At 46.0% G+C, this 12,978-nt stretch carries 10 protein-coding genes; 5 read left to right on the forward strand and 5 right to left on the reverse strand.

The genetic code is table 11. The annotated features are described in order from the left end of the window. Window positions 1–8: 8 nt before the first annotated feature. Window positions 9–2,669: a DUF2339 domain-containing protein gene (locus tag IUA53_RS19465; protein ID WP_196897645.1), complete on the reverse strand. Its 2,661-nt coding sequence runs from the start codon at window positions 2,667–2,669 to the stop codon at window positions 9–11. Window positions 2,670–2,820: 151 nt separating this feature from the next. Here IUA53_RS19465 and IUA53_RS19470 point away from each other — a divergent pair, with 151 nt between their 5' ends. The 4 genes from IUA53_RS19470 (at window position 2,821) to envZ (ending at window position 7,211) form a co-directional block, all read left to right on the forward strand. Beyond that, on the forward strand, window positions 2,821–3,726 hold the full coding sequence (locus IUA53_RS19470; protein WP_044058499.1) for a phosphoribulokinase: 906 nt from the start codon (window positions 2,821–2,823) through the stop codon (window positions 3,724–3,726). Between the two features lie 190 nt (window positions 3,727–3,916). Then, window positions 3,917–5,014: a DUF2855 family protein gene (locus IUA53_RS19475; protein WP_196897646.1), complete on the forward strand. Its 1,098-nt coding sequence runs from the start codon at window positions 3,917–3,919 to the stop codon at window positions 5,012–5,014. 113 nt (window positions 5,015–5,127) lie between these two features. After that, the gene (gene ompR / locus IUA53_RS19480) at window positions 5,128–5,850 is read left to right on the forward strand and encodes an osmolarity response regulator transcription factor OmpR (protein WP_044058501.1); all 723 of its coding nucleotides are present in this window, start codon (window positions 5,128–5,130) and stop codon (window positions 5,848–5,850) included. Between the two features lie 50 nt (window positions 5,851–5,900). Further along, window positions 5,901–7,211: a two-component system sensor histidine kinase EnvZ gene (envZ, locus tag IUA53_RS19485; RefSeq protein WP_044058502.1), complete on the forward strand. Its 1,311-nt coding sequence runs from the start codon at window positions 5,901–5,903 to the stop codon at window positions 7,209–7,211. On the opposite strand, the gene IUA53_RS19490 is transcribed toward envZ, so the two are convergent. The 4 genes from IUA53_RS19490 to hslR form a co-directional block, all read right to left on the reverse strand. Then, on the reverse strand, window positions 7,208–8,380 hold the full coding sequence (locus tag IUA53_RS19490) for an MFS transporter (RefSeq protein ID WP_044058503.1): 1,173 nt from the start codon (window positions 8,378–8,380) through the stop codon (window positions 7,208–7,210). The two genes, envZ and IUA53_RS19490, sit on opposite strands and share 4 nt — an antisense overlap. Window positions 8,381–8,683: 303 nt before the next feature. Beyond that, complete coding sequence (locus IUA53_RS19495) at window positions 8,684–10,246, reverse strand: phosphoenolpyruvate carboxykinase (protein ID WP_196897647.1); 1,563 nt, start codon at window positions 10,244–10,246, stop codon at window positions 8,684–8,686. A 330-nt stretch (window positions 10,247–10,576) separates the two neighbouring features. Continuing rightward, a complete protein-coding gene (gene hslO / locus IUA53_RS19500; protein ID WP_044058504.1) occupies window positions 10,577–11,476 on the reverse strand; it encodes an Hsp33 family molecular chaperone HslO in 900 nt (299 codons plus the stop codon). Window positions 11,477–11,500: 24 nt separating this feature from the next. Continuing rightward, entirely contained in the window at window positions 11,501–11,905 is a 405-nt protein-coding gene (gene hslR / locus IUA53_RS19505) for a ribosome-associated heat shock protein Hsp15 (protein WP_196897648.1), read from the reverse strand. A gap of 127 nt (window positions 11,906–12,032) precedes the next feature. On the opposite strand from hslR, the gene gspC reads away from it, so the two are divergent. Beyond that, a complete protein-coding gene (gene gspC, locus IUA53_RS19510) occupies window positions 12,033–12,962 on the forward strand; it encodes a type II secretion system protein GspC (RefSeq protein WP_196897649.1) in 930 nt (309 codons plus the stop codon). Window positions 12,963–12,978 lie beyond the last annotated feature (16 nt).

Consider the following 12,978-nt stretch of genomic DNA (forward strand, 5'->3'; position numbering starts at 1 on the left):
ATTCTCCACTACGTCACTGGACTTGCTTGATCACGAGGCCTATCCGATTCCATATTAAATTTCTGGAATAACCATCCTATTCCCACCAAGCTTAACCCCAAGCCAATGAAGGACAGGGCACGATATAAACCTTCAAGGCTAGACATGTCGATAATAAAGGCTTTCAGTAGTACAACCGTTAACAGGCCAAAGCCTAACTTCACGGACCTATCTTTATCCATGTATTGGCCGAGGAAAATCGTTAAGGTCGCCAAAATAAGCCATACCACCGAGTAGGTGTATTGCTCAGCTTGACCTATCCCTAAACCGAACTCAACGTGTCCATGATGGAAAAGACGCCGAATGATGCTATTGATATAAAGCACCAAAAACAGACCGATAATCACCACAACACCTTTTAAGCATGGCCCTGAAATGAGCGCTTTTATCTGTGAAGCGCTGCTCGGCAATACCTTAAACCAAGGTGGCAACCACAATGTACTAAGCAGTAACGCTGGGGCTAACCATTGTAAAGCCATATAATTCAGTACTGCATTACCCCCCGTATTTTGTGGGAACACAAAGGGGTTATTCACCACTGATATATCTAAGTGAAGCCAAAAAGCCCCTATCATTAAGATAAAGCCTGCCACACGATAGAGTTTAGCCAACTGTTGAGCAACACAAGCACGGTGCCAATAGGTTACCGCGAGCGCGACCCATCCCAAGGCTAAAAAGACTTTTTCCGTGTAGGAAGCGAGGAATAGCTCTGGGTAGGCCCCCGTTAACCAATAACTAGGCTCGGTAGTAATAAACAGTGCAACAACATGCAATAACGCACCTTCCAACCACACCTTTAATGTCGGCGACGGGTTGTATTTTCGTGCTAACCATAAACTTAAAAACACCGCCGGATAGACAACAGCCGTCCAATGTATGCTGAAAATATGTTCGTCAGCATAATCCGCTAACCATGGCGCGCCAGTGAGTCTTAACAACACGGCAATCAATAAGGCTTTAAACAACCAGTCTGGTAGCGCTACGCGATACTTTGCACTTTGTATACTCACCATAGCCACTTGAATAGCCAACGCCAGTGATAATATTGCGGCATCAAGTACCATGGTAAAACACAATGTTAAACACGCATTGGCAAGCACGGAAAAAGAGAGCTTTTCTATATGAGGGTTAACTCTCAACGTGACTAAAGCACTTATTAGTGCAATCAGCGCAAGTTCAAGCGCCCAAATACCGTAGAGTACGTCGGTGATCTTGCTAGGAGCTAGCGCATAACTTACCCCATACAACGCCACTGGGCTTACTACCATGTAGAGCCAAAACGCCGGTCGCGCGGTGTCATGGGTATTGTGTTTTCTTGCTAACATCCCCCCGTACACACAAAGCCCTGCCGCGAGCAGCTGAGAAAATAGATACTTTCCACTAAGAATAAAGCTAAGATCTATGGGGCCTTCAGCTGGCCTCAACATAGCAAAATGCGTCAAACCAGTAACCAACATCAGTGCAGGCCACACATCAAAGGCACTGTGTCGAATAGGCGCAATAAGCAGTAAAGCGGCCAGTGTGAAGGCGCTAATCCATATTTTTTCATTGCTGCCGTATTGAATCAGAAACCCATGAATGACGATTAAAACCAGTGAAATTGCCGCGAGTTGTTGCCGTTGAGCAAATAAACTTCTCAGTGTCATTCCCTGATGTTGCGTAGCCATTAATGACCAGCCCAATGTGCGAACCAACGCAAACAAGTAGGTTGAAAATACGCTAAAACACAACCAAGCAACAAAGTGGCTCGCCTCTGTACTTGATAGCCCCACTAATGCCCATAAAAATTGCCCTAAAAAACTCACTCGCCACAGCCAAACCGCGGCGACCTTTTGTGCCACCCACACGCCAGATAAAGAAACAAGACTAACAAACGCCAAAAGCAAAGGAATATTATTCGACCCCGTATTCACGAGCGCTGGAATGGCAAATGCGCCCAATATCCCAATAAACGCCAGTAACGGGCCAAATCGCAGTGATAATGAAACCGCGCCTAATGCAATAAACGCTAACGTTGCAAATGCAATGAAAGGCGATAAAAAGCCATAGTAATTGAAGGCCACCAGCGTCATGGCGTAGCACGTGACCATACCGCCTGAGGCAAGTGCCGCACATACCGCTGGTGAATAGATAGAAAAGCGAATGCGATGGCGAGCTAAAAATTCTGAGGCCACCACCAGAGAAACACCAAATACGCCACCGAGTATCACGCGAAGTTCGGCTGAAACGAAACCCGACTCAATGGCGTAGTTTGCAAGAAAAATGCCCCCCACCGCCAAAACTAAGCCGCCAAGCCATAATAACCCGTTACCCTTAATGGCGTTAACTAGCCCCTGTTGGTGCTTTTCAACATAGGAAATAAGCGTAGGAGGGCTTGACGGGTTGCTTGATGCACGAGGTTTGGAGACGCCCTCTAAAGCGCTAGCAGAGGCGTCGCGTTTAGACGTGGTTATGCTTTCAACGCGAGGTGCGGGTTTTGAAGAGGCAGATTTTTGCTCAAATGCCCTTAAGCGTCTTTCCAATTGCTCAATATGGATTTGCATGCGTGATAGCTTGCCCACATGTTGAAAAGAAAGCACAGCACCAGCTACGGTGACTAAAACCAGTATACCCAGTAAAAAAGATTCCATCGCCACTTCCTCATTGTGCTTTTTGTTATTTATTTTCCCCCAAGTTAGCGCTAATTCGTGCTTATAGTCAATTTCTCAGTAGGAGGGTGGTCTTGATTCTTAACCCACATCAGCTTATAACTAGTACCCGTCATTTCCAAAAAGAATTTCTATGTCTGTCAAACACCCTATTATTGCTATAACAGGTTCTTCTGGTGCGGGCACCACCACAACAACCAATGCTATTCGTCACATTTTCAGAAATTTAAGTGTAAATGCGGCGGTAGTGGGTGGCGACAGCTTTCATCGTTTTACGCGCCCAGAAATGGAAGTGGAAATCCGTAAAGCCCAAGAGCAAGGGCGACATATTAGTTACTTTGGGCCAAAGGCCAACGATTTCGAGTTGCTTGAAACCCTATTTAGAGAATACGGGAGTTCGGGTTCTGGCCAATTTCGTCAGTACCTACATACCTTCGATGAAGCCGTACCTTTTAATCAAATGCCGGGCACTTTTACACCTTGGCAGGATTTACCTGAAAATACTGATTTATTGTTTTACGAGGGCTTACACGGCGGTGTAAAAACCGAAGAAAATGACGTAGCTAAACACGTAGACTTACTGGTTGGCATGGTACCCATTGTGAACCTTGAATGGATCCAGAAAATTGTGCGCGACACCACAGATAGAGGGCACTCTAGAGAAGCAGTAATGAGCAGTATCGTGCGCGGCCTAGATGATTACTTCCAATACATTACGCCGCAATTCTCTCGTACTCACGTCAACTTTCAACGTGTGCCTACGGTAGACACATCAAACCCCTTTAGCGCCCGGGAAATCCCCACCCAAGATGAAAGCTTTGTTGTCGTACGTTTTCGACGAGAAATGAAGCACGTTGATTACCCCTATTTACTGCAAATGATTGATGGCGCATTTATGTCGCGCATTAATACGCTAGTGGTACCGGGCGGGAAAATGGGGTTGGCCATGGAGCTCATTCTTACTCCACTGCTTGAAGATATCCTCAATAGAAAACGACGGGCGGGTCATCAAATGGACTGGTTAAACACCCAAGAATAAACACACCGACCTGTGGCGGGTTAATGATGATACTTTTCCTTTATATGAGAAGATACGTCATCAACAGAGCAATCTGCCAGCGAGATAGAGTATTCGTCAGTGATATAACAATCTATTTACAACTTAAAGTCGAAATCACCTAAAAAGTGCGTCATGGTAAGCTCACTTAACCAACATTTTAGGTGATGCCATGCCAACGGTAACCAGTACGCAAATATGGGTAAAACAAGACGACTTAAATCAAACACAAGTGGTTGAACACGTGCTTTCTACAGACACGCTGGGGGAAGGCGAAGTCTTACTTGAAATGGATTCCTTTGGGTTTTCTGCAAATAACATCACCTATGCCGCTTTAGGCTTTAATATGGGCTATTGGGGCTTTTTCCCCGCCGCTGAAGGCTATGGCATTGTACCGGTGTGGGGCTTTGCCACGGTTGTCGCTTCTAATCACAGTGGAGTGAACGTGAATGAGAAAGTGTTTGGCTACTTACCCATGGCCAGTCACTGGATCATTAAAGCGGGTAAAGTCGCGTCCCATGGTTTTTCTGACATTCATGAAAACCGAAAGAGTATTAGCCCTGTTTACGATCAGTACCTACGCTGCGCTAACGACCCTGGATATGATGCAAATCGAGAAGCGTGGCAGTTAAATTTCCGTCCTCTCTATATGACCTCATTCGTATTGGATGATTTTGTTGATGAGTCTAGTCAGGGCGAGTCGCTGTTATTGTCTAGCGCATCCAGCAAAACCGCACTGGGTACCGCGCAGTTGCTGAAAGATCAAAAAGCGCAGCGGGGGGCTAACTATCAAGTGATTGGGTTAACATCGACATCAAATGTTGAAATGGTGAAGACAACGGGCTGTTACGATCTTGTCGTCAGCTATAACGACATCAATACACTGAGTGATAACCAACAATATTGGTTACTTGATTTTGCTGCCAATGGCAGCTTAATTGGCGCTTTAGGCGATGCACTAGGTAACACGCTCTCGAAAATTACCCTTATTGGTGCCACAGATTGGAAAGCCGAGAAAAAGCCCAATAAAAAAGCCTTAGATGCCGAAATCTTTTTTGCCCCAGCCCGCGTCAAACTGCGCCAACAAACGTGGGGGCACGACGCATTTTTGTTGCGGTACGCGAAGGCGTGGCAAGGTTTTGCAAATAAGATACAAGACACTTTCTATCAGCAAAACCATACAGGGGCACAACAGATAACGTCTCTGTATCTTAATACCTTAAACGGCAACGCAGATACCAAAGCCCTCAATGTCGTGCGCTTTAACTAACCCCCGTTGACACTATTTGTAACAAAGAGAGATGCGCATTAGTGCATTCATCTCTTTTGTATTGTGCACCTTGTGGTTATAGTGAAAGAAAAGTAATTTCAAGGGTCTACATAATGGGTCAGGAAACGTCTAAAATTCTTGTGGTTGATGATGACATGCGTCTTCGCAGCTTATTAGAACGCTATCTGGTAGAACAAGGATATCAAGTTCGAAGCGCCGCCAATGCAGAGCAAATGGACAGATTACTTGAACGAGAAAATTTTCACTTAATGGTGCTGGATTTAATGCTACCCGGTGAAGATGGACTGTCTATTTGCCGGCGCTTGCGCCAAGCCAACAACGAGCTCCCCATTATCATGCTCACCGCTAAAGGCGATGAAGTAGACCGCATCATTGGTTTAGAAATGGGGGCAGACGATTACCTGCCTAAGCCCTTTAACCCACGAGAACTGCTGGCACGTGCGAAAGCCGTACTGCGTCGTCGCAGCAGTGAAGCCCCTGGTGCGCCCTCTAAAGATATACAAATAATCGAGTTCGGCGAGTACAAACTGAATCTGGCCACACGGGAAATGATCGCAGGAGATACGCCATTAACGTTAACCAGTGGAGAATTCGCGGTGCTTAAATCGTTAGTGACTCATCCTCGCGAGCCTTTATCTCGGGACAAGCTAATGAACCTAGCTAGAGGACGAGACTACAGCGCCCTTGAACGGAGTATTGACGTTCAGGTATCGCGACTACGTCGAATGTTAGAGAAAGACCCTGCCAACCCCCGCTACATCCAAACAGTGTGGGGACTAGGCTACGTATTTGTTCCTGATGGCGCAAAAGTGTAATTATGACGCCTTTACTCCCTGTTTAGCGACATTTCACTGAGATAAACACCGTGCGACTCATTCCTCAAAGCGCCTTCGGCCAAACTGTGATGCTTATTGGCGTTTTGCTGTTAATCAATCAAGTGGTGTCTTATTTATCGGTGACTTATTATTTTATTCAACCCAGCTATCAGCAAATTAATAGCTTACTGGCGACACAGGTGAAAGGCGTATTGGCCAACGACCTTTTAGTGAGTAACGAAGAAAACCGCCAACGCTACTTTAAACATACCCAAATACGCATCCTCAATAGCAGCGACGCCAAACGTAAAGGGTTAGAAAATGCCGTTTACTATGGCTTTATGTCGTCCCAAGTGAGTGAGCAACTTCGGCAGTTGGCCGATGTGCGTATCAGTACAGTATCGCAACAGTCTGATAATTCTGCGCCCTACACGGTGTGGGTATCACTGTCTCGTTACCCAGATACATGGATTGCCATTCCAATTACCGGCCTTAATGAAGCTAACATTTCTCCTTTAACCATGTATCTCATGGTTATCGGTATTCTCAGTGTTGCTGGCGGTTGGCTATTCGTACGCAGGATGACACGACCGTTATCTGCTTTGCAACGCGCAGCGTTTGAAGTAGGAAAGGGAAAGCACCCTGCGCCACTGGCCGAACAAGGCAGTACCGAAATGATTCAGGTTACCCGCGCATTCAATAAAATGAACCAGGGTATAAAGCAGTTAGAACACGACAGAACCTTGATGACGGCGGGCATTTCACATGACTTACGCACGCCACTCACCCGCATTAGGTTAGCATCAGAAATGTTACCCGATGATCAAGATTGGATACGAGACGGCATTGTTAACGATATCGAAGACATGAATGCCATCATCGACCAGTTTATTGATTACGCTCGTTACGATAATGAAGAAGCCAAAGAAGAAACTGACCTTAATGCGCTTATCAGTGAACTCACTCAAGCCCGTCACGTGGAAGAAGGTCATCATATAGACTTAAAGCTTAATCCACTTCCTCCTGCGAATTTACGCCGTGTTGCGATGAAGCGTGTCATCGATAACCTGATAGAAAATGCCTTTCGCTATGGCTCTGACAATATTGTTATCACGAGCTTTTATGACCGCCATAAAAAGCGTATTTATTGCAAAGTACGGGATTTTGGGCCAGGTATTCCGCCGGAAGAATTAAGCAGCGTATTTATGCCGTTCGCCCAAGGTAACAAAGCACGAAGTTCGTTAGGCTCGGGGTTAGGATTAGCCATTATACGCCGTATTGTTGAAGCTCACGATGGCCAAGTTCAGTTAAGAAATCACACTGAAAGTGGCCTGATTGCGGAGTTTTATATTCCTATTTAAGCGTGGTGTTGCTTTACCAGCCTACTATAACCAAATGCCGCCAACCACAATACACAACCGCCCATGGGGATAACCCAAAACGCGGTAGTCAGAGGCACATAGTTTGCCCACAAGCCCGTAGAAAACGACGCCACTTGCACCCCTGTTGAATTACCAATAATACAAATACCGGATAACACGGGGCCGTTTTGGCTGTCGATATTCATTGCCGCCGATAGCATTAATGGAAAAAGCCCACCTAGACCTAGCCCCAAGAAGAGATTGCCCGCGCCAATTCCGTACAAACTCGGCATCAGCTTGATAGCAAACACGCCCACTAACGAGGCGCTGGCCATAAATACAATGAGGCGGTGAACCGACACAAACCGCAATAAAAAAGGAAACACCAAACGGCTAATGACCATGCCCGCTGTGAAGCAGGCTAGAAGGTTTCGCGATTGCTCGCCGGTAAAGCCAATTCCGTTTTGGGCGTAGCTGACAAACCAGTTTGCGTTACCAAATTCAACCGCACCATAGCCAAAGCTTAACAGCGCCATAAAAATAAATATGGGCTGCTTAATCACCGCGCCAAACGCCAGTGTTTTGCGCTCTGGCTTAGGTTGGCCTTTTAACACTTTAGCTTGTGAACGAGCAGCAATATAGGTGTAGGCGGACACACACACCATGACCGCAGCTAGAACTTGGATGGGTAAGCGCCAATTTTCTGCTATGCCGTACAGTACAGTAACAAAGAAGGAAGCGGCAAAGGTTCCTAAGCTGAACATAAAGTCCATTAGCCCCATCATGGTAAAACGCTTTTCTTCGTATAACCGCGCTATCAATGTGTGGCCTAGGGTAAATATGGTAGAGCTAACTATACCAATGAGTACAGCAACCACTAACACCCATTGCCACTGATGCAATTGAGAAATGGTGAACAGCAATAACGCATTGATGCTGAGCAATGCGGCTAAAAGCGGCATATGATCAAAGCGGCTCACGTATTTTCCGCCTATCACCGCACCTAACATCATACCAATACTAAAAAGAGAGAAAAAAGTCCCACTAACAAGCTCAGACATGCGTAAGTCTTTAGCAATATCTGGCAATAATATTCCCCATAAAATGAACAACATACCCAGCAAAAAAAAGCCAGAAAAGATAACAATAGTAACGGGGCGGCGGCTCATCCGGTCTCCTTGAGGTCCAGCATTTAAAACAAACTTAACGTCATGTGCACGGGACGTGCGTTATCGTAGGTAGGGTATGTGTTACTTATTATGAGGATTTGCATCGCTTTAGTGCGAGTTGAGCATAGCTTACGCCTTTAGTATAAAAGGCACAATAGAATCGCATAAAAAAGCCCGCGCAAGGCGCGGGCAATAACATCAATCACGTTGAGTGTGATGAACGTTGGGAAGGGGGAGGGTTTAATTCCCCTACATCTCTTTGACTAAGGAATCGCGCCTAAACTCAACCTTAATCAGCAAGATTTAGTGGCCAGGGCCTGCGTTTACTATGGCGGCACTGACATCATATTTAGTAAAGTTTTGCTGGAAGCTTTCTACAAGACTGCTCGCAAACTCCTCGTATTTATCGGCGTCTTTCCATGTATTTTTGGGCACAAGCAAATGGCTATCCACACCTGGCACAGCAACAGGTACATCTAAATTTAGCCCTTCAATATGCTGCGTTTCTACGTTGGCAAGTTCACCTGATACCACGGCATCGATAATCGCCCTTGTAGTGGGAATATCAAACCTTTGCCCAATACCATAAGGCCCACCCGTCCAGCCGGTATTCACTAAGTACACTTTCGCGCCAAAGGCTCTTACGCGTTTAATGAGTAACTCCGCGTACACACCCGCTGGGCGTGGGAAAAACGGCGCCCCAAAACAGGTAGAAAAGGTGGATTCAATATCTGACGTTGAGCCTATTTCGGTTGACCCTACTTTCGCCGTGTAGCCACTTAAAAAGTGATAGGCGGCGGCCTCCTCGCTTAGCACCGATACTGGAGGTAAGACACCGCTGACATCGCAAGTTAAGAACACCACTGACCGAGGCTCACCGCCTCGATTTTCAAGCACCCGTTTCTCGATATGAGACAAAGGGTAAGCAGCGCGAGAATTTTGAGTTAAACGGGTATCGGTATAGTCCGGGGTGCGTTTTTCATCTAACACCACATTTTCCAATATGGTGCCAAATTTTATAGCGTCCCAAATCACCGGCTCATTTTTGTGTGATAAGTCGATACACTTGGCGTAGCACCCGCCTTCTAGGTTAAACACGCTACCAGGCGCCCAACCGTGTTCATCGTCACCAATTAAGAAGCGCTTGGGATCCGCCGATAACGTGGTCTTGCCCGTTCCCGACAAGCCGAAGAACAAAGTGACATCCCCTTTTTCACCCACATTTGCAGAGCAGTGCATAGGTAGAATATCTTTTGCCGGTAGCAAGAAATTTTGCACTGAAAACATGGCTTTTTTCATTTCCCCTGCATAGCGCATCCCTGCAATCAGAACCTGCTTTTTGGCAAAATTGATGATGACAGCGCCATCGCTGTTCGTACCGTCCCGGTCTGGTTCACAACAAAATCCAGGTACGTTAAGCACTTGCCAAGGTTGCTCTTGGGCTGGGTTCCATACTTCGGGAATGATAAATAGGTTTCGTGCAAAAACGTGCTGCCATGCGGTTTGTGTTCTCACTTCTAAAGGTAGGGCATGAGCAGGATCCGCACCTACTTGCAAATGCGAAAGAAAATGCTCTTGAGTATTCAGGTAGTCTTCCACTCTCTTCCACAGCACATCAAATTTATCTGCATCGAAAGGTTTATTTACCTTACCCCAATCAATATCTTGTTCCGTCGAAGGCTCTTTCACAATAAAACGGTCATTGGGAGAACGACCCGTTCTTGCGCCCGTTTCCACCACCAGCGCACCGTTTTTATCCAGTACACCCTCGGCGCGTTTCACCGCACGCTCAATTAACTCGGCGCTTGATAGATTCACCAATGGTGAAACCTTTAATCCCGTTTGCAAAGACGCTGCTGCACTCATACCTGCCACCCTAAATGTAATTTTTCAAAAGCACTTTCAAAAAGTAACACTAAGACAAGTGTAAAGTAAATAAGGTATTTTTATGCATTCTTAAAACACATACCGACTATTTACCACGGATAACTTTCATAAATATTGTAATAAAATTACATAAATAGAGGGAGATTGAGAATAAGGATGCATAATCATGCAAAAAAACCAAAGATAAGTGGGAAGGGACGGCGAGAATGAAAAAATGTAACAAGATTTGACTCACGTGTCGGGAGCGCGAACGCCTAACCAGTAAGCACCTATTGCATTAAAAGAGGGGCAATAGGTGCAAGAGTCAACTTATTGGCTTGCTTCTGGCGGCGTAATATTTCCGCTGTGGATAGATTCAACGTCGATACTGTCGAATCGATATTCAGTATGGCAATACTGACAGTTCATTTTGATCGCGCCTTCTTCTTCAATGATGGACATAAGCTCCGACTTTTCAACATGTCGTAAAGCTTCTGCACTGCGCTCCTTTGAGCATGTGCAAGCAAACTTAACCGCATGAGCGGGGAACAATTCCACGTCTTCTTGATGATAAAGACGATAGAGAATGTCTTCTACAGAGAGAGAGAACATTTCTTCTTCCGTTAAGGTCTCTGTCAGCGTTGCAATATGTGAAAACGCTGTAGACTCATTAACATCGGTGGCGCTAGCGTCTGTTGGTAGCACCTGAAGCAAAACGCCCGCCGCCTTAACACGTTCTGGGTTTTGCATATCTGTCATTAAATGTACACGCGTAGCTAGCTGTTCAGATTGCGTAAAATACGCTTCTAAGCATTCGGCTAACGTTGGCTTTTCAAGTGCCACTACGCCCTGATAGCGCTCGCCTTCCTCAGGCGTAATGGTCATAACAAGTACAGCGCTTGTCAGTAGCTCTGAGAAAGTTTCTGGTAAGGTAGACAAACTGTCGTCCCAGCGCGCGACACCACGCAGGGTCTGGTCGTGGGTGGCGTTTATCACTGCGTAACTTACCGGCCCTTTGCTTTGTATTTGTAGCGCTATTTCACCTTTAAATTTTAGCGTCGCTGTAAGCAAGGATGTGGCTGCCGCCATCTCACTCAACAAACGCTGAATTTGTACGGGATACTCATAGCTATGCACAATATGGTTTAAACTCTCATCTAAGCGAACCAGTTCGCCACGAACATTCGCATTCGCGAAAATAAAACGATGTAATGTGTCAAAAGCACTCATAAACTTATCCTAATACGCAGCACACTATTGCTGCTTAAACTTAATAATTTGACGCCGTTGTTTTTTATCCGGCCGATGATCAGGTTTTGGACTATGAAACGCATTAAGCTTTCTTGCCGCTTGGTTCTCTTCCCGTTTCTTTACACTTTCTTCTATTTCCTCAAAAAGTGCCTGCGCCAACGCGGCTCCCAGTCGTTTATCACTTAAACCTAGCACACGAATTTCGCGAATATCCCATCCTGTGGGAACTTTTATCATCGCGCCATGCTCTACCGTTCTGCTTGGCTTCGCACGTTGGCCGTTGTAGTGAACTTTCCCTGACTGAACCATGTCTCTGGCAATGGCGCGCGTCTTAAAGAACCTCGCTGCCCATAGCCATTTGTCTAGCCTTACATTTAGCGGTGTATTCTCGGTTTCCGATTTGGACATGTAATATTTTCGTAACGGTTGGGCTTTAGTGTTGTGACCCCCACCTCTACTAGGCTATTATGGGTCGGCTAAAGCGCGGTTAACCAAAATTTCACTTTTAATAAAAAGCAGTACCATCAGTGGCAGCATGACATTCGACAAACTCAACCCACAATCGCTGGTTACCTATGTAAACCAGCACCAGAAACCACTACACACGCTTCTTGTGGTGCTGTTAAGCTTGTACCTAATAGCTTTCGCTGCCAAATTTGTGTGGCGAATTATACCTGAACCTCAGCTATCTGCGACTACTCAAGTGTCAAAAGCATCTGTTGTATCTACGCCTTCAGGGCAAGGTGGGGTCAATATCAGTAAAATACAACAGCTAAATTTGTTTGGTGACGCCAAGGCCGCCCCTAAAATTGTAGAAGAAGCGCCCGTTACCGATGCACCGGAAACCCGTCTAAAGCTCACGCTTGCTGGTGTGGTTGCCAGTTCAGAAGAATCCGCAGGGACGGCAATAATCGAGTATAAAAACAGCCAAGCGGTTTATGGTCTGGGTGACAAAATAGAAGGCACCAATGCTTCGTTAAAGCAGGTGTATGCTGATCGGGTAATTATTAAAAATGGCATACGCAATGAAACGCTCATGCTTGAAGGTATAGACTACGAAGAAGCCAATAGAAAGCGTCAGCAGCAAGCTCGCCGTCAACCCGCACCTAAAGAAGAGGAATCACGTACCCGTGAGTTAAGCGATAAGGCACTTGAAGCCACTGCGGCCTTGCGCGAAAGTCCGGCAAACTTTACTGACTTCATTTCTGTGTCGCCAAAAACCCAGGAAGGTCGCCTTATTGGTTATCAAGTTGGCCCAGGTAAAGACCCTTCATTGTTTAAATCGGCGGGCTTAAAAGCCGGCGATATTGTTTCTCAAATAAATGGTTTGGATTTAACTGATATTCGTCAGTCGCAAAACGCACTGTCAGAATTACGCACAGCCCAAACTATCGAGCTTACTCTCATTCGTGATGGAAGCCTCACCACGCTCTATCTAGATTTGCCAGAGCCTTCAGTCGAATAAGAAATAAAGGAAGACG

Origin of the sequence: Alteromonas sp. B31-7, from assembly GCF_015767655.1 — a bacterium.
GTDB lineage: Bacteria > Pseudomonadota > Gammaproteobacteria > Enterobacterales > Alteromonadaceae > Alteromonas > Alteromonas australica.

What these genes read in the sequence shown, in the direction of transcription:
- IUA53_RS19465 (WP_196897645.1), bottom strand. Translation starts at nt 2,669, where the DNA reads ATGGAATCTTTTTTACTGGGTATACTGGTTTTAGTCACCGTAGCTGGT.
- IUA53_RS19470 (WP_044058499.1), top strand. Translation starts at nt 2,821, where the DNA reads ATGTCTGTCAAACACCCTATTATTGCTATAACAGGTTCTTCTGGTGCG.
- IUA53_RS19475 (WP_196897646.1), top strand. Translation starts at nt 3,917, where the DNA reads ATGCCAACGGTAACCAGTACGCAAATATGGGTAAAACAAGACGACTTA.
- ompR (WP_044058501.1), top strand. Translation starts at nt 5,128, where the DNA reads ATGGGTCAGGAAACGTCTAAAATTCTTGTGGTTGATGATGACATGCGT.
- IUA53_RS19490 (WP_044058503.1), bottom strand. Translation starts at nt 8,380, where the DNA reads ATGAGCCGCCGCCCCGTTACTATTGTTATCTTTTCTGGCTTTTTTTTG.
- IUA53_RS19495 (WP_196897647.1), bottom strand. Translation starts at nt 10,246, where the DNA reads ATGAGTGCAGCAGCGTCTTTGCAAACGGGATTAAAGGTTTCACCATTG.
- hslO (WP_044058504.1), bottom strand. Translation starts at nt 11,476, where the DNA reads ATGAGTGCTTTTGACACATTACATCGTTTTATTTTCGCGAATGCGAAT.
- hslR (WP_196897648.1), bottom strand. Translation starts at nt 11,905, where the DNA reads ATGTCCAAATCGGAAACCGAGAATACACCGCTAAATGTAAGGCTAGAC.
- gspC (WP_196897649.1), top strand. Translation starts at nt 12,033, where the DNA reads ATGACATTCGACAAACTCAACCCACAATCGCTGGTTACCTATGTAAAC.